General features: G+C 70.8%; 20 protein-coding genes. 15 read left to right on the forward strand and 5 right to left on the reverse strand.

Annotated elements, in window-relative coordinates:
- Nucleotides 1-34: 34 nt before the first annotated feature.
- Complete coding sequence (locus VXJ25_RS00360) at nt 35-469, reverse strand: hypothetical protein (RefSeq protein ID WP_330957219.1); 435 nt, start codon at nt 467-469, stop codon at nt 35-37.
- 332 nt (nt 470-801) lie between these two features.
- On the opposite strand from VXJ25_RS00360, the gene VXJ25_RS00365 reads away from it, so the two are divergent.
- The 8 genes from VXJ25_RS00365 (at nt 802) to VXJ25_RS00400 (ending at nt 9,977) form a co-directional block, all read left to right on the forward strand.
- On the forward strand, nt 802-1,968 hold the full coding sequence (locus VXJ25_RS00365) for an RICIN domain-containing protein (protein WP_330957220.1): 1,167 nt from the start codon (nt 802-804) through the stop codon (nt 1,966-1,968).
- A 691-nt stretch (nt 1,969-2,659) separates the two neighbouring features.
- On the forward strand, nt 2,660-3,460 hold the full coding sequence (locus VXJ25_RS00370; RefSeq protein WP_330957221.1) for a YebC/PmpR family DNA-binding transcriptional regulator: 801 nt from the start codon (nt 2,660-2,662) through the stop codon (nt 3,458-3,460).
- Nucleotides 3,461-3,822: 362 nt separating this feature from the next.
- Nucleotides 3,823-5,520, forward strand: a complete 1,698-nt coding sequence (locus tag VXJ25_RS00375; protein WP_330957222.1) for a hypothetical protein — start codon at nt 3,823-3,825, stop codon at nt 5,518-5,520.
- A gap of 234 nt (nt 5,521-5,754) precedes the next feature.
- A complete protein-coding gene (gene rfbA, locus VXJ25_RS00380) occupies nt 5,755-6,660 on the forward strand; it encodes a glucose-1-phosphate thymidylyltransferase RfbA (protein ID WP_330957223.1) in 906 nt (301 codons plus the stop codon).
- A 98-nt stretch (nt 6,661-6,758) separates the two neighbouring features.
- On the forward strand, nt 6,759-7,664 hold the full coding sequence (gene rfbD, locus VXJ25_RS00385) for a dTDP-4-dehydrorhamnose reductase (protein ID WP_330957224.1): 906 nt from the start codon (nt 6,759-6,761) through the stop codon (nt 7,662-7,664).
- Between the two features lie 7 nt (nt 7,665-7,671).
- Nucleotides 7,672-8,775, forward strand: coding sequence for a dTDP-glucose 4,6-dehydratase (rfbB, locus tag VXJ25_RS00390; RefSeq protein ID WP_330957225.1), 1,104 nt, complete (start codon nt 7,672-7,674; stop codon nt 8,773-8,775).
- Nucleotides 8,776-8,874: 99 nt separating this feature from the next.
- Nucleotides 8,875-9,459 (forward strand): dTDP-4-dehydrorhamnose 3,5-epimerase, encoded by a 585-nt coding sequence (gene rfbC, locus VXJ25_RS00395; RefSeq protein ID WP_330957226.1) that lies wholly within the window; start codon nt 8,875-8,877, stop codon nt 9,457-9,459.
- Nucleotides 9,460-9,719: 260 nt separating this feature from the next.
- The gene (locus VXJ25_RS00400) at nt 9,720-9,977 is read left to right on the forward strand and encodes a hypothetical protein (RefSeq protein ID WP_330957227.1); all 258 of its coding nucleotides are present in this window, start codon (nt 9,720-9,722) and stop codon (nt 9,975-9,977) included.
- Nucleotides 9,978-10,487: 510 nt separating this feature from the next.
- Here VXJ25_RS00400 and VXJ25_RS00405 read toward each other — a convergent pair.
- The 4 genes from VXJ25_RS00405 to VXJ25_RS00420 all read right to left on the reverse strand — a co-directional run bounded on the left by VXJ25_RS00405 (nt 10,488) and on the right by VXJ25_RS00420 (nt 14,123).
- On the reverse strand, nt 10,488-11,363 hold the full coding sequence (locus VXJ25_RS00405; protein WP_330957228.1) for a phosphate ABC transporter ATP-binding protein: 876 nt from the start codon (nt 11,361-11,363) through the stop codon (nt 10,488-10,490).
- Nucleotides 11,348-12,190 carry a PstA family ABC transporter permease gene (locus VXJ25_RS00410; protein WP_330957229.1) on the reverse strand — a complete coding sequence of 281 codons (843 nt, stop codon included), beginning with the start codon at nt 12,188-12,190 and terminating at the stop codon, nt 11,348-11,350. The genes VXJ25_RS00405 and VXJ25_RS00410 overlap by 16 nt, the downstream gene beginning before the upstream one ends.
- A 1-nt stretch (nt 12,191) precedes the next feature.
- Nucleotides 12,192-13,058: a phosphate ABC transporter permease subunit PstC gene (gene pstC / locus VXJ25_RS00415; protein ID WP_330957230.1), complete on the reverse strand. Its 867-nt coding sequence runs from the start codon at nt 13,056-13,058 to the stop codon at nt 12,192-12,194.
- An 84-nt stretch (nt 13,059-13,142) separates the two neighbouring features.
- Nucleotides 13,143-14,123, reverse strand: a complete 981-nt coding sequence (locus tag VXJ25_RS00420) for a phosphate ABC transporter substrate-binding protein (protein WP_330957231.1) — start codon at nt 14,121-14,123, stop codon at nt 13,143-13,145.
- Nucleotides 14,124-14,560: 437 nt separating this feature from the next.
- On the opposite strand from VXJ25_RS00420, the gene gap reads away from it, so the two are divergent.
- The 7 genes from gap (at nt 14,561) to VXJ25_RS00455 (ending at nt 23,359) form a co-directional block, all read left to right on the forward strand.
- Nucleotides 14,561-15,592, forward strand: coding sequence for a type I glyceraldehyde-3-phosphate dehydrogenase (gap, locus tag VXJ25_RS00425; RefSeq protein WP_330957232.1), 1,032 nt, complete (start codon nt 14,561-14,563; stop codon nt 15,590-15,592).
- Between the two features lie 334 nt (nt 15,593-15,926).
- Nucleotides 15,927-17,771 carry a glutamine--fructose-6-phosphate transaminase (isomerizing) gene (gene glmS / locus VXJ25_RS00430; protein WP_330957233.1) on the forward strand — a complete coding sequence of 615 codons (1,845 nt, stop codon included), beginning with the start codon at nt 15,927-15,929 and terminating at the stop codon, nt 17,769-17,771.
- 7 nt (nt 17,772-17,778) lie between these two features.
- Entirely contained in the window at nt 17,779-18,924 is a 1,146-nt protein-coding gene (locus tag VXJ25_RS00435; protein WP_330957234.1) for a DUF3810 domain-containing protein, read from the forward strand.
- Nucleotides 18,925-19,087: 163 nt separating this feature from the next.
- Nucleotides 19,088-20,209 carry a DnaJ domain-containing protein gene (locus tag VXJ25_RS00440; RefSeq protein ID WP_330957235.1) on the forward strand — a complete coding sequence of 374 codons (1,122 nt, stop codon included), beginning with the start codon at nt 19,088-19,090 and terminating at the stop codon, nt 20,207-20,209.
- A 111-nt stretch (nt 20,210-20,320) separates the two neighbouring features.
- Nucleotides 20,321-21,856: an LCP family protein gene (locus tag VXJ25_RS00445; protein WP_330957236.1), complete on the forward strand. Its 1,536-nt coding sequence runs from the start codon at nt 20,321-20,323 to the stop codon at nt 21,854-21,856.
- A gap of 175 nt (nt 21,857-22,031) precedes the next feature.
- On the forward strand, nt 22,032-22,922 hold the full coding sequence (gene amaP, locus VXJ25_RS00450; protein ID WP_330957237.1) for an alkaline shock response membrane anchor protein AmaP: 891 nt from the start codon (nt 22,032-22,034) through the stop codon (nt 22,920-22,922).
- A 2-nt stretch (nt 22,923-22,924) separates the two neighbouring features.
- Nucleotides 22,925-23,359, forward strand: a complete 435-nt coding sequence (locus VXJ25_RS00455) for a DUF2273 domain-containing protein (RefSeq protein ID WP_330957238.1) — start codon at nt 22,925-22,927, stop codon at nt 23,357-23,359.
- Nucleotides 23,360-23,404 lie beyond the last annotated feature (45 nt).

A 23,404-nucleotide genomic window follows, 5' to 3' on the forward strand; every position in this document is an offset into this window, starting at 1 on the left:
GGGCTGCTGGCAGCGGCCCTGGGGCGAAATTCTGCTAGAACTCGAGGAAGGGGTCCTCGGGTACGGCCTCGGCGTCCACGTCCTCGTCGTCGAGAAGGTCCTCGAGCTCGAGGTCGTCGCCCTCGGCGCCGCCCTCCCTGAGGTCGTAGACGTTCACGTCGTCCGACTCGATGTCGATGTCCGGCAGCGCCGCCGTGATGGAGCACAGGCCGTCGACCGCGGGCACGATCTTCTGCCACTGGACGAGCAGGCCGTCCTCCGGCGCCTCCTCGAGCTCCGTCAGGGAGTCGAGGTAGATCTCCTTGGCGCCGTCGAGGAGGTCGGAGCTGCGGCGGGTCTCCTGGAACATCACCGCGAGCTTCTCGAGCGCCTCCTCCGGGCTCTGCGCGCTGACGACAGTGGGGAGCAGCACGAAGTTGTCCTTGGTGTCGTTGGCGTCCTTGTAGCTGAAGTTTCCGATGTAGAGCATGTCGACCTCCCTCTTCCGGGGCGCCCTTCGCGAGCCTGCCTGCGCGGCGGGCGGGGCGGGGCTACACGAAAGACTGTAGCAAGAGGGGCCCGCGCGGTACCCGCCGGCGCCCCGTGCGGTGGCACCTCTAGGCGGACGGTCGCGAGCGCGCGTCCTTCTCGGCCTCCTGCGCCCGATAGCAGGGGTTATGTCGCGAAATGGCCGCTTGTCGCGCGCGTCGCGTCCGCGCGTGGACCTATAATCGTACGCATCGCCCCGCGGCTCTAGAGGTCAGAGCGCTCCGGACGTCCCCGGAGCGGCCGTCCGGCGACGCTTCGTCTTGGGAGGTACTCATGCAGCAGAGCGACCATCGGGGTTCTGGTGCCGGCAGGGCACAGAGGCAGCGCCCGCACGAGCGCACCGGCGCCCTGCCGCGGATCGAGGGCACCAACTACATCGACAGCACGGGCGGCATCGGCTCCACCGGCGAGCTGAGGCGCCTCGGCAGGGAGGACGAGGCCCGCCGCAGGGTCCGTCCGCGCGACGAGCGGGGCCTGACCATGGGCCTGCCCCGCATCGACGCCGACGACATGCACGAATTCGCCGCGCAGGGGGAGCGCACGCCGCAGGGCCACCTGCGCGGGGCGCACGTCCGCGCCGAGGAGCGCATCGGAGAAGGACGTGCGCCCCAGGCGCCAAGGCGCGAAGGCGCCGCCCATGCGACGGGGATGCGCTCGGCCATCCCGGCGAGCGTGCGGCAGGGGACCGCGCGCCCGGGGACCACACGGCAGGGGGTCACACGGCAGGGGGCCGCGCGGCAAGGGATGCGCGCCGAGGTCCCGCAGCGCAGGCACAACGCGCCCATGACCGGCAGGATCGACCGCAGGAAGTCGCCGTTGCTGCCGCTCGTCGCCGGCGTGCTCGTCGTCGCGGTCGCCATCGTGGGCGTCGCGCTCGCCGTCGGCTCGGCGAAAGCGCGTCGCGCGGGCGAGCAGGGGCAGCCGGCCCCGGCGTCGGAGTCGCAGACGCAGCAGGGGCAGGCCGCCGCCGAGGCGCCCACCCAGATTGCCGGGCTTGCGGCAGGCACCTACTACCTCGAGGTGACCGACAACGACGGCGCGGTCCTGGCCGCCAACGGGCACCAGGACAGCGACTACACCACCGTCCTTGTCGCCCGCCTCGGGACTGACGCCTTCACGGAGCAGCTGACCCTTGCGGTCAACGACGACGAGACCTGCACGCTCTCGTTCGCGAACGGGCTCGTGCTCGACTGCGGCGACGCGACCGCGCCCGCCGGCCAGGCCCTCTACGCGAGCGCCGCCTCGGGCTCCGACACGCAGCGCTGGCAGCTGCGACAGAACAGCGACGGCTCCTACCTCGTGGTGAACAAGGCGACCGGCAACGCGATCGAGGCCTCCGACGTCTCCGCGGGCTCCTCCGTGGCGACCGACGCGATCGACTCGAGTGACCTCTACCAGCGCATCACCTTCGTGCCGGCGAGCTCTGCGTCGGGGGCGTAGAGGCGGCAGGCAGACCGGCCGATCGGCCGGCCTTGCTTCGTCGGTCGGAGGCCGCCTTTGGCACCGCTCGCCTCGGGCCTCGCGCCTCGGCACGCCTCGGGCCCCGCATGCCGGCTCGCGCGGAGGCCTTCGAGGGGACCGAACCTTCGAGGGGACCGAATGAGAGGCGATCTGAGGGCCGCTTTGGTCTTTCGAGGGCCTCCAGTACCTCCGCCCTGTGATTAAGCAATTGATGAACCGTGGAGCAAATCCACTTTTCTCGACAAAAATCGAAAAATTTGTCGAGAAATAGCGATTTGCAAGGGCGCAAATCGCGCAATGTGAACAAAATATTGGAAAATTGTCGAGAAAAAGCGATTTGCTTGTTGTGTGCGTGCTGTAGGAGCCGTGCCGGGCCGTGTCGTGCCGGGCCTGAGAGGTCTTCTGCCTCCGGAGGGCCCGTCCCCCGGCCGACCGGCCGCCGCCCTTGTGCAGGCTCTTCGAAAAAACCGCGAGGGGACTCGACAGCCTGCGATGGTTTTTTGTAACATGCGTATGTTTGGCCCCGGGCTATCGCGTGCTCTCGCCGCGTCTGGCATCACGGGCCTCAGAGCGAAGCAGTTCGATGTGGCCCAGCGGGCGCGACGTGCGGTGCGATCGGCGGAGGGTGCCGGGAGAGCGCGACGTGCCGGCAGGCAAGAAGGAGATGTGCATGTCCGGACACTCTAAGTGGGCAACCACCAAGCACAAGAAGGCAGCGATCGACGCCAAGCGCTCCGCGCTGTTCTCCAAGCACTCGCGCAACATCACCGTCGCCGCCCGCACTGGTGGCGACCCCAACCCGGACAACAACGCGTCGCTCGCCGCGGCCGTCGCCCGCGCCCGCATGGTCTCCATGCCCAACGCCAAGATCCAGGCTGCCATCGACAAGGCCTTCGGCACCGGCGCCGAGGCTGTCGTCTACAAGGAGGTCACCTACGAGGGCTACGGCCCCGCTGGCGTCGCCTTCTACGTCGAGTGCCTGACGGACAACCTCAACCGCACCGCGGCCGACGTCCGCTCCGCCTTCACGCACGCCGGTGGCAACCTCGGCACCTCCGGCTCCGTCGCCTTCCAGTTCGAGCGCAAGGGCCAGATTGCCGTCGACAAGGTCATCGTCTCCGACGAGAAGAAGGTCGCCGACCGCGAGAACGCCGTCAACGAGGACGAGTTCATGATGGCCGTGGCCGAGGCCGGCGGCGACGACTACGAGGACGCCGGCGACGAGTGGATCGTCACCTGCGACTACACGGCGCTCCAGGACGTCGTGAAGGGCCTCGAGGACCAGGGCATCGAGGTCAAGGGCTCCGAGCTCACCATGATCCCGACCACCCCGACGGACGTCTCCGTGAGCGACGCCAAGAAGGTCCAGCGCCTCGTCGACCGCCTCGAGGAGCTCGACGACGTCCAGAACGTCTACGACACCATGAACCGCACCGACGAGATCGAGGAGGCGCTCGCCGAGGAGGAGTAAGCCCCTCAGCGCGTCCTCGGAGGAGCCGTCTGGCGAGAACCGGCGGTCCTCGGTGAGCGGCTCGCACGAGCCTCGCAGCTCTCTTGCAGCTCCCGTGCGGCTCACCCTCACATAGAGACAAGCGGGGCCCGTCCCTGCCCGAGCGCCGGCTGGAGCCGTTGCGTCGGGAGGGGCGGGCCCCTTCGCGTGCGGGCGTCCGACGAGCCGGCACGTGCGAACCGGTGGCGCGCGCAGACCGTCGCGTGCGGACAGCCACGTGCGAGCCGGCACGCGCGAACCGGCGCCGCGTTGGGTTATCGTAGGTTCCTGACGGGCGCGGCGCGCCCCGCTTCTAAACCACCTTCCGGGAGGTCGGCGACCCTATGGACAACTACAGCACGCGGGCGACGGCGGCGGCCGTGAACTCGCTGGTCAAGCACGGTAACAAGAGCCTGGCGGAGCAGGACTGGGACGCGGCGGCGGACTACTTCGCCCGCGCGCTCGAGGCGGACTCGTCGAGCCCCCAGGCACATCTGCAGCTGTACCTGGCCTCCCGCCACCTCATGGGCCTCGAGGAGCTGCCCGCCATCGCGGAGAAGATCATCGAGGTCACGCCCGCCGAGCGCACGCCCCTGGCGGACGTCCTGCAACTGCAGGCCGAGCTTGATGCCGCGGCAGCGGAGCGCGCCGCCGCGCAGGGTCCCGAGGCCGAGCAGGGCGTCGATGCCGAGAAGGGCGTCGGCGCCGAGGGCGAGGCGGCCGCCAAGGACGAGCCAGCCAGCGCGCAGGTCGCGGAGACCGAACGGTCAGCCAGCTCCGAGAAGGACGTCGAGGCCGCGCAGGGCGCGGGTTCCGAGAAGGACCTCGAGTCCGGGCAGCCCGCGGCCGATGCCGGCGAGCCCGAGCCCGCGGTAGCGCCCGCGCCCGGGCCTGCGGCCGTATCCGAGCCCGCGGCCGAGCCCGGCTCCGAGGCCGCAGCCGGCTCCGACACCGAGCCCGCGCCCGGCTCCGAGGCCGCAGCCGGCTCCGACACCGAGTCCGAGAGCGAAGCCCCCGAGCCCGAAGTCCCTGCGGCCGCCCCCGCCGAGCCCGCCGCCAGCCAGCCCGAGCCCGCCGCCATCCAGCCCGCGCCCGCCGCCGAGGCCGAGCCCGACGCCAGCGAGGCCGTGGCCGAGCCCGGCGCTAGCCAGCCCGCGCCCGCCGCCGAGCCCGCCCCCGACTCCGCCGCCCTGCGCGCCGAGGTCCGCGCCACCCTGGCCGACACCGCCGCTAACGGCATCCGCGCCCCCTACGACCAGCGCCTCTCCAACCTCGCCGAGGCCCGCGCGGCCTTCGAGGACGCCTTCGACGACGAGGACTGGGCGCTCGCGCTCGAGCTCGCCCCGCTCGACCTCAAGCGACACATGGAGCGCGCCCGCGCCGACGCCGAGGAGCGCTTCTCCCAGGCGCAGGCGCAGGAGCAGGTCCTTCTCGACCAGATGTGCCAGGTCGCCGCGAGGCGCGTCCCCAAGGTGGAGCTCGCAACGTCGGCCGCCGAGGGGTCCTGCTCCGACGCGCTCGCCGCCTTCGAGCGCGTGAAGGGCGAGGAGCACGAGAAGGTCAGCGGCAAGTACTCCTTCCTCAAGGGCAACCTGCGCACGGCGGGCGTGAGCCTCTGGGTCGGCGTCGTCCTCGTCGTGCTCGGCGCGCTGATGCTCGTCGCGACCCTCCTGCCGCACGACGGCACGGTCGCCGCGGCCGCGCCCGCGGCGTTCCCCGAGGTGTTCGCCCCGCTCGCGGTCGTGCTCGTCGCCGTCGGCGTGGTCGTGCTGTTCCTGCGGGTCATGCTCGTGCGTGCAAACCGCCAGGGGATGGGCGCGCACGCGGAGGAGAAGGCGAGCGTGAGCTCCGACCTCGCCAGGACCTCGGAGCAGCTCGAGGACCTCGTCGCGGCCGTGCGCGCGCGTGAGCTCAACCTGCGGAACCTCCCGCTCGACGCCCCCGAGGAGGACTTCGACGCGGCTTGCGCGGAGCTCGCGGACAGCGTGCTCGACCTCACGGGGAGCCGCAGCCCCGTGCCCTCCTCCGCGGGGGCTCGCTAGCCCGCGTCCTTCTCGCCCGGTCGCCGCCCGCCTGGCCGCCGCCCGGCGGGCCGGCCCCCGGCGCCCGGCGGGCCCCGCGTCCTTCTCGCCCGCGGTCGCACATCAAGACCGTGCGCTAACGCGCTGATTTTCCGGATACGGCCGACGCGTGGCGCCGGGCGGCCCGCCGCTTGGTAGCATGGTGAGTCGGCATGGCGCCCGCGCGGCGCGACAGGCATCTCCGGGAGGTTCGGCATGAAGGGCATCATCCTGGCGGGAGGCAGCGGAACGCGCCTGTACCCGCTCACCACCGTGACGAGCAAGCAGCTCCTGCCCGTCTACGACAAGCCCATGGTCTACTACCCGCTCTCCACCCTCATGCTGGCGGGAATCAGGGACATCCTGATCATCTCGACCCCCGCCGACCTCCCCAACTTCGAGCGGCTCCTGGGCGACGGGTCGGACTTCGGCGTCTCGCTGTCCTACGCCGAGCAGCCCGAGCCCAACGGGCTCGCGCAGGCCTTCGTGATCGGCGCGCCCTTCGTGGCGGACGGCCCCTGCGCCCTGGTGCTCGGCGACAACATCTTCTACGGCAACGGCCTCACCCGGCACCTGCGCCGCGCGAAGGCGAACGCCGAGGCGGGCCGCGCGACGGTCTTCGGCTACCGCGTGGACGACCCGGAGCGCTTCGGCGTCGTGGAGTTCGACGCGGACTACAACGCGATCTCCATCGAGGAGAAGCCCGCGCACCCCAAGAGCAGCTACGCCGTCACGGGGCTGTACTTCTACGACGAGCGCGTGACGGAGCTGGCCGCTCGCGTGCGCCCGTCCGCGCGCGGCGAGTACGAGATCACCGACCTCAACCGCATGTACCTCGAGGACCGCTCCCTCGACGTGGTGACGCTCGGCCGCGGCTACGCGTGGCTCGACACCGGCACCATGGAGTCGCTCTTCGCGGCCTCCGAGTTCGTGCGCACGGTCGAGAAGGCCCAGGACCTGCCCGTCTCCGTGCCCGAGGAGATCGGCTACGAGAACGGTTGGATCCCGCGGGAGCGGCTGCTGGAGTGCGCGGAGCGCTACGGCAAGAGCGACTACGGCAAGCACCTGCGCATGGTCGCGGCTGGCGGCATCGTGCCGGACCGGCACTACGACGAGGCCTAGCGGAGAAGGACGCGGCCTCGGCGCGGTCGGCGCGGCAGCGAGCGCAGCCGCAGCGAACGGCGCGACCGCTGAGGCAAGGCAAGGCAGGGGAGAAGGACATGCGGATTCTCATCACCGGCGCGCGCGGCCAGCTCGCCAACGAGCTAGGGCGCGCGCTCGAGAGCGGCAGGACGGAGATAGGGGAGGTGCCCGCCGAGCTCTCCGGCGCCGAGGTCGACCTCGTCGACCTGGACGACTTCGACGTCTCGGACTGGGCGGCCACGAGCGCGTGGCTGGCGGCCCGCGCGCCCTACGACCTCTTCGTCAACTGCGCGGCCATGACCAACGTGGACGGCTGCGAGACCGACGAGGCGGCCGCCTTCCGCGCCAACGCGCTGGGGCCGCTGAACCTCGCGCGCGCGAGCCGCGAGCAGGGCGCCAAGCTCGTGCACGTCTCGACCGACTACGTCTTCCCGGGGAGCGACCCCACGCCGCGCACGGAGGACGACGTCTGCGCCCCCATCAGCGCGTACGGCAGGACCAAGCTGGCCGGCGAGGGGCTCGCCCTCGCCAACAACCCGCGCACGATGGTGGTGCGCACGGCCTGGCTCTACGGCTACGTGGGACGCAACTTCGTGAAGACGATGCTTCGCCTCGCGGACGCGCACGACCACGTCACCGTGGTGGACGACCAGCTGGGCAACCCCACGAGTGCGGCGGACGTCGCGCACGAGGTGCTGCGCATCGCCGCCACCGAGGACTTTGGCACCTACCACTGCACGAACGAGGGCACCTGCTCCTGGGCGGACTTCGCGGAGGCCATCATGGACGCCTTCGGGCGCGACTGCGAGGTCAGGCGGTGCACCTCCGAGGAGTACAAGCGGATGGTGCCGGGCTCGGCCGACCGCCCGCGGTTCTCGAGCCTCGAGAACGCGCGCCTCGAGCGGGGCCTCGGCAACGAGATGAGGCCCTGGCGCGAGGCCCTCGCCAGCTACGCATGCAACTACGGCGAACTTGCCGGTTAGGAGAGCTATGAAGACCTACCTCGTCACCGGCGGCGCCGGCTTCATCGGATCCAACTTCGTCCTCTACATGCTGCGCAAGCACGACGACGTGCGCATCGTGAACGTCGACGCGCTGACGTACGCGGGCAACCTCGAGAACCTCGCGTCCGTGGAGGGCGACCCGCGCTACGGCTTCGTGCACGCCGACATCCGCTCCCGCGAGGACGTCGCGCGCGTCTTCGAGGAGTTCTCGCCCGACTACGTGGTGAACTTCGCGGCGGAGAGCCACGTGGACCGCTCGATCGAGAACCCCGGCGTGTTCGCCGACACCAACGTCCTGGGCACGGTCAACATGCTCAACTGCGCCCGCGCCGCCTGGGACGACGGCGCCGGCGGCTTCGGCGACCACCGCTTCCTGCAGGTGGGGACCGACGAGGTCTACGGCACGCTCCAGATCCCCGAGGAGCTGAACCCGGACGGCAGCCCGGCGGACCCGGCGGCAGCCGACTACTTCCGCGAGGATACGCCCCTCTCGCCCCACAGCCCCTACAGCGCGTCCAAGGCCTCGGCGGACCTCTTCGTGAAGGCCTACCACGACACCTACGGCTTCCCCGCGCTGATCACGCGCTGCTCCAACAACTACGGCCCGTACCAGTTCCCCGAGAAGCTCATCCCGCTGATGATCCACAACTGCGTCAACCACGTGGAGCTGCCCGTCTACGGCGACGGCCTCAACGTGCGCGACTGGCTCTACGTGGACGACCACTGCAAGGCGATCGACATGGTGCTCTCAGGCGGCAGGCTCGGCGAGGTCTACAACGTCGGCGGCCACAACGAGCGCGCCAACATCTACATCGTGCGCACCATCATCGCGGAGGTCGCCAAGGCCACAGGCGACTCCGGGATCGACGAGGGGCTCATCCGCCACGTGACGGACCGCAAGGGACACGACCGACGCTACGGCATGGCGCCGGACAAGATCCGCGAGGAGCTCGGCTGGTATCCGGAGACCCCCTACGAGGAGGGTATCGTGAAGACGATCCGCTGGTACCTCGACCACGAGGAGTGGGTCGAGCACGTGACCAGCGGCGCGTACCAGAGCTACTACGCGCGGATGTACGAGGGGCGCTAGGCGCCAGGCGCGACGGGGAGCGAAGCCGGGCGCCGGGCGGGCGCGCGCCGCGCGCCGCGCGCCGAGACGGCAGGCAGGCGAGAGGATCTGGGGAGAGCGATGGCAGAGCGGGTAACTTCGGGTAACTTCACCTTCACGAGGACCGCGATCGAGGGCGTCATCGTCGTCGACGTGAAGTCGTACGGCGACGAGCGCGGTTACTTCATGGAGACCTACAAGCGCTCCGACTTCGTCGCGGGCGGCATCGACGTCGACTTCGTGCAGGACAACCAGTCCATGTCGACCAAGGGCGTGCTGAGGGGCCTGCACTTCCAGATCGAGCACCCGCAGAGCAAGCTCGTGCGCGTGGTCGAGGGCAGCGTCTTCGACGTGGCCGTCGACCTCAGGCCGGGTAGCGCCACCTGGGGCAGGTGGGAGGGCTGCGTCCTCACGGCCGAGAACCGCCGCCAGCTGTTCATCCCGCGGGGCTTCGCCCACGGCTTCCTCGTGCTCTCCGACCGCGCGGTCTTCTGCTACAAGTGCGATGACGTCTACCACCCCAACGACGAGGGCGGCATCATGTGGAACGACCCCGAGGTCGGCGTCGAGTGGCCACCGCTGGAGGGCGACGACGCGTTCGACCCCTCCAAGCTGGTGCTCTCCGCCAAGGACAAGGTGCACCCCTCCCTCGCGAGCCTGAGGTAGCGGGCGTCCGGGCCGCGGCGCACGCGCGGCGCACGCATGGATCGCGGCGCACGACGGCCGCGGCGCACGACGGCCGCGGCGGGGTGCCGGGCGATCGCGCGCCCAATCTGACCGCTCGCGTGAAGCCGGACGTGAGACGAAGGCGGGCGCAATAGAATACTCATCGCTGTGGTGATTTGCGCATAAGAGGCGCTACCAGTGAGAAGAGTACTTGAAGGGAGCTTGTCGTGATTGTAGAAGATACCGTAAATCACACGAAGGTGGATACCGATAAGGAGGGCCTGCTCGAGTTCATCAAGAACGGCCGCCAGGTCGAGCTCCACTTCGACGACGTGCAGTCCGACGAGGACGGCTACATGAAGTGGGACACCGAGTACTGGTCCTCGCTGGACAAGGGCAAGTTCATCCGCACCTACTCCCTGAACGACAAGCACTCCTCCGAGTTCACTCACTACAACATCTCCGACATGGAGGTCAACTTCCGTCCCGATAAGGCAGCCGAGGTCCGTCTGAGCTAGCCGTTTGCCCGGCGACCGCGCCTGTCCAGCAGGCTGCGATAAACCTTCCAAATATGTTGTGAACGAAGGGGAGGCGTCCGACGAGGGCGCCTCCCCTTCGTTCTGCCCGCGCGGGCCCCGCGGGGAGGATTCCGCGGGCTCCGCGCAGCTCTTCATGGCGACGAGTGCAATTTCGGGACTTAGGGACGGGTCCGGCGTGGTGAGAAGGCCGGCCAGCCGCGACGGGCGCCTCGGGCGCCGGGTCGTCCGACGGAATCCTGGGCAAATACGATGGCGCCCGTCGCCCGTCTGGCGGCGAGGACCGCAAGCGTGCCCGGACCCGTCCCTAACTCCGAATACTGCAACGGATGCCCTGTCGGATTGCGCAACCCCCGTCGGCTCGCCCCGCGGTGCCGCATCCGCACGCGCATGCGGAACCCGGCACGCCGCCCGGCTCGCTCCGCGGCGCCGCATCCGCACGCGCATGCGGCATCCGGCCCGCCGCCCGGCCCGCCGCCCGGCGCCGAGGCGCTAGCGCCAGCCGGCCAGGAAGGCGCGCGTCTCGTCCCTCCGCGGGTGGTCGAGCACCTGCTCCGCCGTGCCCCGCTCCACGATGCGCCCCTCGCTCATGAACGCGACCTCGTCGGCGATGCGGCGCGCCTGGCCGATGTTGTGCGTGACCACCACGATGGCGTAGCGCTCGCGCAGGCGGGCGAGGGCGCGCTCCACCGTGGCGGTCGCGTTGACGTCGAGCGCGGAGCACGGCTCGTCGAGCAGGAGGACCTGGGGGTCCACGGCGATCGCGCGGGCGATGCAGAGCCGCTGCTGCTGCCCGCCGGACAGCCTGAGCGCACTCTTACGCAGGTCCCGGGAGACCTCGTCCCACAGACCCACCAGCTCGAGCTTCTCCCGTACCAGCCCGTCGAGCTCCCGCTTGGGCGTGCTGCCGAAGTAGCGCGGCGCGTAGGTGACGTTGCGCCAGATCGAGAAGGGAAAGGGGGAGGGCTCCTGGAAGACCATCCCGACGTTCCTTCGCAGCTCCTCTGCGGGCATGCGCGCCACGTCGCGGCCCCGCAGGGTCACCTGGCCCGAGACCTGCGCCCGTGGCTCCTCGAGCACGAGGCGGTTGACCGAGCGCAACAGCGTCGTCTTGCCGCAGCCCGAGGGGCCGATGACCGCGAGGATCCGCCGGTCGCGCACGGAGAGGCAGACGTCGTGCAGGGCCTCGGCGCCGTCGTAGGAGACCGTGAGGTGCGAGATGCCGACGACCTCGTCGGCCGGCCTCGCGTCCGCGCCCGTCCCCGCGGCGCCTCCCGCGCCGTTACCTGCGCCCGCGCCGACCCCGGCCTCGTTGCCAGCGCCCGCGCCGACCCCGGCGGCCCCGCGCGTCCCTACGACCTCATCCATCGCTTCACGCTCCATCTCGAGTAGGCGGCGACGGCCACGTTGCCGACAAGCACGATGGCCATCATCACGAAGGCCGTCCCGTAGGCGAGGTCGAGCGACGTCGCGCCCTGGGCGACCAGCAGGTACAGGTGCAGAGGGAGCGCCATGGCCGGCTGCATGACGCTCGTGGGGACGCCGGCGTAGGCGACCGCGCCAGTGAAGATGAGCGGCGCCGTGGCACCCATGGCGTAGCACGCGCCGAGAGCCAGCGCACCCCAGATCGACCCGCGCGCGGCGGGCAGCACGATGTTGCGCACCGTGTAGAGCTTGGAGCAACCGAGCGCGTAGGAGGACTCGACGAGCGAGCGGGGCACCTCGTGGAGGCCCTTCTCCACCCGGACCTCGACGAAGGGAACGATCATGATCGCGAGCGCCACGCTCGAGGAGAGGATGCAACGTCCCCAGGCGAGGTCGCGCACGAGCAGGGAGTAGGAGAAGAGCCCGAGCACGATGGAGGGGATCCCCGACATGCACTGCACGACGCCGCGCACCAGCGCGCCCATGCGCGGGCTGGGGCAGAGGAACTCCACGTAGACGGCAGTGGCGATGGCGGGGACGCCGCCGAGCAGGCACGCGAGCAGCGTGAACCAGAGGCTTCCCGCGATCGCCGGCATGATTCCGCCCCGCTCGCCCAGGACGGCCCCGGAGGGAGCCTGCGTCAGGAACTCCCAGCTGATGACCCCCGCGCCCTTGAGGAGCACGTAGCCGAAGAGGAAGAGCGGCGTCGCCACGACGAGGGCGACCGAGACCGTCGCCCACACGGCGAGGGCGCGTCCGCGCCAGCGCATGCTACTCGCCCCCCTTGACGAGGGCGCGCCTGAGCGCCCAGACGGCGAGGTTCACGAGGGCGACAAGGACCACGAGCACCAGGCCGGCCGCGTAGAGGGCGTGGTAGTGGGTGGAGCCCACCTCCGCCGTGCCCATCTCGAGCGCTATCAGCGCGGCGATCGACTCGCCCTTGCCGAGCAGGGTGGGGAAGAGGTTTGCGTCACCGATCACCATCATGACTGCCATGGTCTCGCCCATGGCGCGACCCGCCGCTAGCACGAGCGCCATCAGGATGGAGCGCCAGGACGCCGGGATCCCCACGCAGGCGAGGAAGTGCCAGCGGGAGACGCCGAGCGCGTCGGAGCTCGTGGCGTAGCGGCGGCTCTGCTCCATGAGCGACTCGGTCACGGAGGACACGAGGAACGGCACGATCATGGCAGCGAGCACGAGGGCCGCCGCCAGGACGCACGAGCCGGTGGAGACGCCGGCGTGACGGAAGGCGGGGGTCACGACCTCGATGCCTACGAAGCCGAAGACCACGGAGGGGACTCCGGCGAGAAGGTCGACGAGCGGCAGCAGCGCAGCGCGCACGCGCCCGTCCGCGGCGGCCGCCAGGAAGGAGGCGGCGCCGACGCCCACGGCGGTGGCGAAGAGCAGGGCGAGAAGGGAGACCGCCAGCGTGCCCGCCACGAAGTTGGCGATGCCGAACGAGGTGGCGCCGACGTAGTCGACGGGCATCCATTCGCCGGAGAGGAGGAAGTCGGAGAGGCTCACCTCCTCGAAGGTCGGCAGGGCCTCGATGGCGACGAAGAGGACGACGAAGGCGAGGGCGGCAAGGCAGAGGGCGGCGAGGAGCCGGACGACCGCCAGGAAGCAGGCGTTTGCCACGCTCCCGCGGGTGAGTCCGACGCCCCGCCGCCCCGTCTCAGCACGCCCCGTCAGCTGTTGTTGAGGGGACATGCGAGCCTGGCCCTACTCCCCAGAGGGGACCTCGCCGGGCTTGAACGCGGGGATGTAGCCGTTGGCGACCACCGTGTCGTAGCCCGTCTGGGAGAAGATGTAGTCGAGGAACGCCTGCTCGGAGTTCGTGATCTCGGAGCCGGAGACGATCTGGACCGGGCGCTGGACCTTGTAGGCGCCGGAGAGGATGTTCTCCTCGGTGGCCTCCACGCCGTCGACCTTCATGGCGCTGAGGACCTGGGAGCTGGCGTTAGCCTTGTTGTAGGCGCCGAAGCCCACGTAGCCGATGCCCCACGGGTCGTTGGCGACGTTGGTGGCGAGCTCGGTCATCGACGAGGACTGGGTCGCGGAGTCCGCGATCTTCTCGTCGCCCATGATGGACTTCTGGAAGACCTCGTAGGCGCCGCCCGAGAGGTCTCGGATGTAGACGTTGATCTTCTCGGCGGGAAGCGACGGGTCGACCTGGTTCCAGGTGGTGTACTCGCCGGAGAAGACCTTCTTGATCGTGTCGGTGTCGAGGCTGTCGGTCTTGCCGACGAGCGGGTTCTGGGCGTTGACCGAGACGGTCAGCGCGTCGCGGGCGATGACGTATGCCTTGTAGCCGGAGCCGATCTTCTCCTTCTCGGAGTCCTTGACGTCGCGGGCGACCATGCCGAAGTCGCAGGTCTTGTCGACGACGGCGCTCACGCCCACGCCGGAGCCGCCGGGCGCCACGTAGATGGAGATGTTGGAGTCGGGGAAGGAGGGGTCGACCTTGTCCCAGGTCACGTACTGGTCGGTGAAGGAGGACGCGAGGGAGGACATGATCGGGTAGAGCGACGTCGATCCGCAGAACATGATCTGGCTCTTGAAGTCGCCCGAGGAGCCGTCCGACTGCTGCGCCTGCTGGTCCGTGCCCGCGGACTGCGACGCCGTGTTCCCGCAGGCGGCGAGCGAGCCCGCCACGACGAGCAGCGCCATCGCGCACGCCAGGAACCTCTTCCAGAACTTCATGTATACCCCCATAACTCTCGATGAATAAGCCCGGCTACGGAGCCTGCCGCAGCCTCGAACGTGCGATACATAATAGAAACGTAAGCAAACTGTCAGCAGCAGTTAAGCGCGAGCGGTCGATTCGGGTTTGCGAGCAAGGTTCGCACGCGAGTAGTTTTTCCGAGAAAAGCTAATCGCCTGCGAGAGAATCGCGTCGCGGCGCGCCCGCCCCGCTCGGCGCAGGCCGCGGACCGCCCGCCGCCCGCCGTCAGGCCCCCGCCGCTCGGGCGTGCGCCCCACCCGCTCCCCTAGGGGTACCTCGCTATTTGACAATCACCAAGGATTTAATTTGTGTCGAGCCAACTTTCCCGTGGGGTCATGTAGGGGTCGTAGGGCCGGCCTACGAGGCTCGGGTGCGCAGGGTCGGCGCAGGGCACAGCTTCGAGCGAAGGGGACACATGGAGAAGATCAAGGTAGGCATCAACGGGTTCGGCCGCATCGGCCGCGTCATCCTCCGGAGCCTGGAGATGCGCGACACCAAGGTCGAGGTCTGCGGGATCAACATCCACAACGCGGACCACGCGCGCATGGCGTACCAGTTCGAGTACGACTCCGTCTTCGGGCGCTTCCAGGGCGACGTCGAGGCGACCGACGACGGCATCCGCGTGAACGGCCACGACATCCACGTCTTCTCCGAGGACGACCCGGCCGACATCGACTGGGCGTCGTGCGGCGCCGAGTACGTGATCGAGTCCACCGGCAGGTTCCGCACGCTGCTCGCCTGCAGGAGGCACCTGCTCGGCGGCGCGAAGCGCGTCGTGCTCACCGCGCCGAGCAAGGACGACATGCCCATGTTCGTGATGGGCGTCAACAACGAGGGCTACGACCCCGCCACCATGCAGATCGTCTCGAACGCGAGCTGCACCACCAACTGCCTCGCCCCCCTCGCCAAGGTCCTGAACGACTCCTTCGGGATCGAGAAGGGCCTCATGTCGACCATCCACGCCTCCACCTCGAAGCAGAAGCCGGTCGACTCCAACGGCGGGCGCGACTGGAGGACCGGCCGCTCCGTCATCAACAACATCATCCCCTCCAGCACCGGCGCGGCGCGCGCGGTGGGCAAGGTCATCCCCGAGCTCGAGGGGCGCCTCACCGGCATGAGCTTCCGCGTGCCGGTCAACGACGTCTCGGTAGTCGACCTCACGGTGGAGCTCTCCCGTAAGACCAGCTACGAGGAGGTCTGCCAGGCCATCCGCGCAGCCGCCGAGGGTCCCATGAGGGGGGTCATCGAGTACAACACCGACGAGCTCGTCTCGGGTGACCTGCGCGGCAACTTCAACGCCTGCATCTTCGACGAGAAGGCGGGCATCATGCTCGACGACACCTTCGTCAAGCTCATCGCCTGGTACGACAACGAGTGGGGCTACTCCAACAAGGTGATCGACCTTCTCGTCTACATGGCGGAGAAGGACGCGGAGGCCGGGCTCTAGGGCGGGGCCAGGGCCGTGCCCGGGGCCGCCCCGGGTCCGCGCCGTGCGCGCCGGGTGGTCTGGGTCCTGCCGGCGGGGGCCGCGCATATATTATAACAATGGGGTGCGGCAGGCTCTTCTCGCCTGCCGCACCCTTGCGTCACAGAAAACGCCCATGTGCGCGACCCATCGCATGGCGGCTCTCTGAGCTGCGGTGATGCCGAGTCTCCGAGTGGGGTGGACGTCCTTTGCGACCGCGTGCCACCGTGCTTCGAAAGACTGAACATAGCCTGAAAAGAATTGTGTCATAGAATAGCGTCCGTCATTCCAGCGAACGAGCAAGGGGGCTCATCCCATGTGCGGAATCATCGCCTACACCGGCGCCAACCAGGCCGTCGCCCACCTCCTGGACGGGCTCCAGGCGCTGGAGTACCGCGGGTACGACTCGGCCGGCGTCGCCGTGCTCTCGGACTCCGGCAACATCCACGTGGTCAAGTGCAAGGGGCGCGTCGCCACGCTGCGCGAGCGCTGCCAGGCCGCGAACCTCGTGGGGACCTGCGGAATCGGCCACACGCGCTGGGCGACGCACGGCGCCCCCTCCGACCGCAACTCCCACCCCCACACGGACTGCTCGGGCAGGATAGCTATCGTCCACAACGGCATCATCGAGAACTTCGAGGAGCTTCGCCAGACGCTTCGCCTCTCGGGCCACGAGTTCAGGAGCGACACGGACTCCGAGGTCATCGCCCACCTCTTCGAGGAGGCCTGGCGCGGCCCCGCGCACGGCAGCCTCGTGGACGCGCTGCGCAACACCGCCGCCCGCCTCGAGGGCTCCTGGTCGATCGCCGTCGAGTGCGCCGACGCCCCCGGCCAGGTCGTGGTGACCCGCCACGGCAGCCCGCTCGTGGTCGCCTCGACCGCGGAGGGCGCCTTCGCCGCCTCCGACGTCATGCCGCTCGCGGCGGTGACGAGCCACGTCACGCAGCTCGACGACGGCGACGTCGCCCTGCTCTCGCGCGACGGCTCGGTCGAGGTCTTCGACGCCGCCGGTGAGCCGGTGCGTCAGCCGAAGACCCTCGACGTCGACTGGGACGCCTCGGCGGCGACCCTCGGCGGCTACTCGGACTTCATGAGCAAGGAGATCGCCGAGCAGCCCGAGGCGATCGAGCGCCTCCTCAAGGGCAGGCTGGGCGAGCACGGGATCGAGATGGACGAGCTCGACATGACCGACGAGGACCTCGCCCGCATCGACCGCATCTACATCGTGGCCTGCGGCACCTCCTACCACGTGGGGCTCATCGCCAAGACCATGATCGAGCACTGGGCGAAGGTCTTCGTCTCCGTGGAGTACGCCTCCGAGTTCAACTACTCCGACGTGCTGGTCACCGACCACACGCTCTGCGTCATCGTCACCCAGTCGGGCGAGACGGCGGACACCCTCTCCGCGGCGCGCAGGCTCAAGGGGATGGGCTGCAAGGTCTTCGCGATCACCAACGTCCTCGGCAGCTCGGCGGCCCGCGAGTCCGATGGCACGCTCTACATCCAGGCGGGACCGGAGGTGGCCGTCGCCTCCACCAAGGCCTACACGGCCCAGATGGTCGCCGGCGCTCTGCTCGCGCTCAGGCTCGCGCTCGCCTGCGGCCAGATGACGCGCGCGGAGGTGGAGAAGGTCTTCCGCGAGCTCGAGAAGGTCCCCGACGCCATCCGCGAGGTCTTCAGGCGCAGCTGGCAGGACAAGCAGGCCGTTCCCCTCTTCCGCGACGCCCAGAGCGCGCTCTACCTGGGGCGCGGCACCAGCTCCACGACCGCCTACGAGGGCGCGCTCAAGATGAAGGAGATCGCCTACGTCCACGCCGAGGCCTACCCGGCCGGCGAGATGAAGCACGGCCCCATCGCCCTCATCCAGCCGGGCTTCCCGGTGCTCGCGGTCGTCCCGGCCGACCACGTGCACGACAAGACCGTCTCCAACATCATGGAGTCCAAGGCCAGGGGCGCGAGGATCGTGGCCGTGGCGACCGACGGCGACGAGCAGGTCGCCAACCTCGCCGACCACGTCCTGTGGGTCCCGCAGATGGACGAGTACGTGGTGCCGATCGTGGCGGTGGTGCACCTGCAGATGCTGGCGCGCTACGTCGCGCTCGCCAAGGGCCTCGACGTCGACAAGCCCAGGAACCTCGCCAAGTCCGTGACGGTCGAGTAGGCCGCGCATGGCCGGGCCGCATCCGGACGGGGGAGGGGGGCGCCGGCGCGCCGCCTCGCGCGGGACGCGCGCGAGGCTCGCGCTCTCGGGCGCCCTCGTCGCCTGGAGCCTGCTCCTGTGGGCCGCCGTCTCGCACGCGCCCGCGCTCTTCTTCCCCGGCTACCGCGCCGCCACCAAGGCCGTGGAGTCCGCGCTCGCGGCAGCGACCGGACTTGTGCCCTTCGCCGTGTGGGACCTCGCCCTGGCCGCCCTTCTGGCCTGGGCGCTGGTCGCGCTCGTCCGCGCCCTCGTGCGGAGGAGGTCGCTCCTGCCGTGGCTCTCGTGGGTCCTGCTCGCCTGCGCGACGACGGCGGCGCTGCTGTGCGGCTGGGCGCTCGACCACTACGCACCCTCCCTCGCGAGCGAGGTGGGCCTCGATGTCGGCGAGTACTCCACGGACGAGCTCGCCTCGGCGACCGAGGGCTACCTCGCCGACGCGGCCGGCCTCGCGGGTGAGGTGGCGCGCGACGGCGACGGCAGGCTCGCCACGCCCGACTTCCTGGGGCTGGCGCGCGTCGCCGGCGCGGCCTTCGAGCCCCTCGCGCCGAGTTACCCCGTCTTCCGGGGCGGCTCGACCGCCCCGGTGAAGGCCCTCCTCCTCTGGGGGAGGCCTCTGCTCATGAGCGGCTACGTGGGCCTGTTCTGGGCGCCGACCGGCGAGGCGGGCGTGCCCGTGGACTGCGCCGCGGCCGACCTGCCCTTCGTCATGTGCCACGAGGCGGCGCACCGCCTGGGGATCGCGGGCGAGGGGGAGGCCAACTTCGCGGCCTACCTGGCCTGCGAGGCGAGCGACGACGCGAGGCTTGGCTACGCGGGCTCCTACAGCGCCTTCTGCTACTGCCTGAACGCCCTCGCCGCCCAGGACCCGGAGCGAGCGCGCCAGGTCGTGGCGGACGCCGCCGCCGGTCCCGAGGCCGAGGGGGTCCTCCTCGTGCTCCAGGACCGCGCCGATGCTGCCGAGCACTACGAGGCCTACCGGAGCGGCTTCGAGCGGGTGGGCGACGCGGTCAACGAGACCTACCTCACGAGCTTCGGCGAGGAGGAGGGCGTGCGCTCCTACGGCCTGGTCGTCGACTACCTGATCGCCTGGCGCAAGGCCCGCCCCGGCTCGTAGGCCCGCCCGGCGCGCCCCGCCCCGGCGCGCGGCGCTCCTGCCTGCTGGGGTTCGCGTGTAGATGGCGCCCGCGTCCCCGCCGGCGAGCCCCCGGCCCTACAATTGACCCTCGGATGGTTGGGTGCGAGAGGGCACGCGGACGACGTCCGTCCGGGGAGGTTCCGTGAGGTTTCAGGAGATGACCAAGGAGGGCGCCGAGAGGATCCTCGGCGTCCCGAGCCAGTACACCAAGGGCGACCTGAGGCAGTGCTACACGGCGAAGGCCCGTGAGTACCACCCCGACACCGCGGCTCAAAACGGCCTCACCCCCGAGCAGGCCCAGTCCCGGATGACGGACGTGAACAAGGCCTACGACTTCCTCAAGGGGCAGTTCGAGGGGGCGAACGAGGACCGCGTGGTCGTGCGCGGCACCTGGGAGACCGCGGCGGCCGCGAGCGGGATCGAGAGCGGCTTCGCCGGGGTCGACTGGCGCTACGGCACGGGTCCCGACCCCACGCCCTCCTCCGGCGCCCACTTCCGCAAGGGGGCCGGCTCCGGCTTCGGCGCCTACGGGACCAACAACTACGGGACCTACGAGGGGTCGGAGTCGTGGAACGCGGACGTCTCCGGCGCGGCCGACGACGACTTCTGGAGCTTCGCCGACGAGGGCGCCTCCGCCGCCGACGCCAAGGTCCCCGTGACGCCGCGCACCGTCCTTCTCGGCCCCGTCGTGCTGCGCGTGGCCTTCTCGGCACTCTTCGTCTGGCTGTGGTGGCGCACCTTCCCGCTCGTGGGCGACAACCTGTCGCGCTACCCCGTCGCCGCGGGCTCCGGCACCCCCGACCTGCTCGGCGTGGCGCGCCTCGTGGCGGGGCTCGTGTACCCCACCTACCTCCTCGCCGTCGAGGTCGTGGCGGGCCAGGTCTCGGGGCTCGTCCGCGAGGTCCTGAACGGGCTCCTCTCCTGGGCGAGCGGCACCTACTACGACCTCAGGCCCAAGAGCGCGAGCTACGGCTGCGCCCTCTCACGCATGATCAGGAACCAGCTCTGGAGCGTCCTGATGGCGCCCCTCGTGGTCTGGCTCGCGGGCCGCTGCGTGGCCGCGCCCGCGTCCGACCTCGCCCAGAGGGTCTGCTGGGGCGCGCTCGCTCTGGCGCTCGGCGTGGACATGCTGGCGGCGGTCGTGCGCGGCGGGTTTGTGAACATCTGGACCACGGCGCTCTCGGAGCGCGTGGAGGCGAGCTACCTCATGGTCCGCAAGCGCATCCTCGAGCGCTGCGGCAAGTGGAACGAGCGCGGCCGCTAGGCTCGCGCGGGCGGCGTCATGCTATCGTTCGTGTGGACTGACTAGACGCTCGCCGCCCCAGGCGAGGCGGGCCCCGACGGGCCCCGGGGCGGCCACGAGGTTTGGACCCCTATGTCTGACAAGCAGAGCCGCGCCGGCGGGAGGCCCCCGCGCTACGTCGGCGCCAGCGACAACCCCTACGACGCCGGGGACGCCCTCGACGCGTACGCCCCGGACGAGGCGGACGTGGTCGACTTCAGGAGCGGGCGCACCGTCCGGGTGCCGTCCGGGCGGGAGGGGGTCGCCCCCGGACGCCGCCCCGCCGCGCGCGGGACGGCGGATCCCTACGCCGCAGGCCCCGTCTACCCCGACAGGTACCAGGTGCCCTCCCCGGAGGGCGCCCCCGACCCTCTCGACGTCCCGGTCCCGAGCAGGGAGAGCTATCGGGAGGCGGACGCCTACGAGCGCGAGTTCGAGAGCGACTACGCGCGCGACTTCCCCGAGGACGCCGGGCGGGCGGATGCCGCCGCGCCCGCGGGCGGGGGTGCGGGACCTGCGGGCGCGGCCGGGCGCGGCCAGGCTGCGCCCGCGGCCAACCTAGGCGGAGGCGCCAGGATCTCGCGCCGCGGGGCGCTCGAGCGCGCCGCCGACCGCGTCGCCCACGGCGCCCCCCGCCAGTACCGACCCGTCTCGTCCTACGACGAGGTGGGCGCCCGGGAGCGCGGCCGGCGCGGCCGGCGCGCGGGCGGGGCGGCCCCGCGCCACCGCGGCCTCGTGGCCCTCGTCTGCGTCGTCGCGGCGGTGGTCGCCCTCTACGTCGCCGTCTTCGGCCCGATCGACCGCGAGCTCGCCTTCGGCGACGCCGAGCAGCAGGCCCTCTCGCGGGAGACGGGCTGGCACGTGCCCGGCGCGCCCTACTACGTGCTCGCGCTCGGCTCCGACGCGCGCGAGGGGGACACCTATTCGCGCTCCGACACGATGATCCTCATCCGGATCGACCCCATCTCGAGCAAGCTGACGCTCGTGTCGATCCCGCGCGACACCAAGGTGGAGATCGAGGGGCACGGCACGCAGAAGATAAACGCCGCCTACGCCTTCGACGGCCCGGCCGGCGCGGTGCGCGCCGTGAGCAAGCTCACCGGCGTGTCCGTCTCGCATGTGGGCGTCGTCTACTTCGACGGCATCTCGGGGCTGGTGGACGCCCTGGGCGGCGTCACGGTCGACGTGCCGGTCGACGTGAACGACCCCGACTACACGGGCCTCGTCATGCCCGCGGGCACCTACGAGATGGACGGCGAGACCGCCCTGCTCTTCTCGCGCGTGCGCCACGGCTTCGCCGACGGCGACTTCCAGCGCCAGGCCGACCAGCGCATCCTGATCCAGGCGATCTTGGACAAGGTCCTCTCGTCGGGCCCCGCCGGGGTCATGGCGCTCTCGCGGCAGGTCGGCAGCCTCGCGAGCACCGACATGAGGTGCTACGGCCTGATCCCGCTCATGCTGCGCTTCACCCTCACCAAGCCCACGGTCTACTCCTGCTCGATTCCGTCCACGACCGCCACGATCGGCGGCGTCTCCTACGTCATAGCCGACGAGGAGGGCTTGCGCGCGACGATGGCCAAGGTGGACGCGGGGGCGGACCCCAACGCGGCCGCCCCGGGCGTGGGGTAGCCCTGCCCCTCCACGCCCGGCGTCCGGCGCGGCGGCGTCTGGCCCGGCGCCGCCCCGGCGCAGCGGCGGGCGGATACGCTTCCCCTCGCTGGGGTATCCTCTCTCCTATAGGGTCTCGCGCCCGGACGTCCTTCGCCTGGGGCGGGGGCCGCTCGCGATCTCGAGGAGAGTCTCCATGGGTTGGTTCAAGCGGTTGTGCCTCATCGTCTTCGGCCTCGTCGGCCTCTGCGCCCTCGCCGCCCTCTGCCTGCCTTGGGTCGGCCCATGGACGGCGGAGGCGCGCGTCCTCATCGCGGACGACACCTACTTCAACGCGCTCGCGGGCGCGGTCGGCATCACGGGGGCGGGCCTGCTCTTCTGCCTCCTGAGGGCGCTCCTCGCCCCGCGCAACCGCAAGAGCGTCGTCATCTCCGCGCTCGACGGCGGTCAGATCACGGTCACGCGCACCGCGATCGCCAGCCAGGCGCGCCACATCGTCGAGCGCGACGGCACCTGCCTCGCCTCGGCGACGCGCGTGCGTGCCAAGAAGCGGGGCCACGTGCGCGTAAGCGTGCGCGTCACGCCGCTGCACGCCCTGAACGTGGTGGAGAAGGGCGCGGAGCTCCACGACGAGCTCGTCAGCGGCCTCGCCACGATCTGCGACGACAAGCTCGAGGAGGTCAGCCTCGACTTCACCGACCCGCAGGACTTCGAGGAGCCGGGAGACGACTACGAGGAGCGCTACCTGCGCCCCTCCGACGCCCCCGCGGCGGAGGAGGCCCGCGGCGAGGACCCGTCGTCCCACGGGCGCGGCGCGGACCCCGACCGCTCGGGGGAGATCGTCGTGCCGATGCACGCCTATCCCGCGCCCGGCGACGCGACGGACGCCACCGCCGCGGCCGGCGAGGATGCCGCAGGGCGGGACCTCGACGCGACGGACGCCACCGCCGCGGACGGCGTGGACGCCGCGGAGCGGGACCTCGATGCGACGGCGGAGGACGGCGCGGCCGTCCCGGCGCCCGCAGATGACGTGGCGGAGAAGGACGGGGCGCCCGCGGGCGGCGACCTCGAGGGGCAGGGGGCATAGGCATGGCTGACAGGAAGCCCAGGCTCAAGGTCGAGGAGGGCGACGAGCCGACGTCCTTCTCGGCGCAGGACGGCGCCCGCGAGGCGGGCGGCTCGAGCGGGCGCGAGGGGCAGGGTGCCGGCGGCGCCCCCGCGGGCGCGCCCGGGGACGGCCCCCGCGCCGGAGGCGACGCGTCGCCCGAGGGCGCCCGCTCCGTCGCCGGGGCGACGAGGGCGGTGGGGGCGTGGCTCACTCGCACCTTCCCCGGGCATGAGAACGCCGTGTTGTTCGGCTTCGTCGGGTTCCTCGTCGCCGTCCTTATCTTTATCATCGGGTTCTGGCGCACGCTGTTCATCGCGCTCGTGGTGGTCGCGTTCGTGGCCGTCGGCCAGTGCCTGGACGGGGACCCCAAGATTCTCCGGGCGCTGAAGCGGGCGCTCGGCGACGGCAGGGACTAGAGAGGCGCCGAGCCCGCCTGCGAGGGGCGGCGCGGGCACCGCTGC

This window comes from Olsenella absiana (assembly GCF_036408855.1).
Taxonomy (GTDB): Bacteria; Actinomycetota; Coriobacteriia; order Coriobacteriales; family Atopobiaceae; genus Olsenella_K; species Olsenella_K absiana.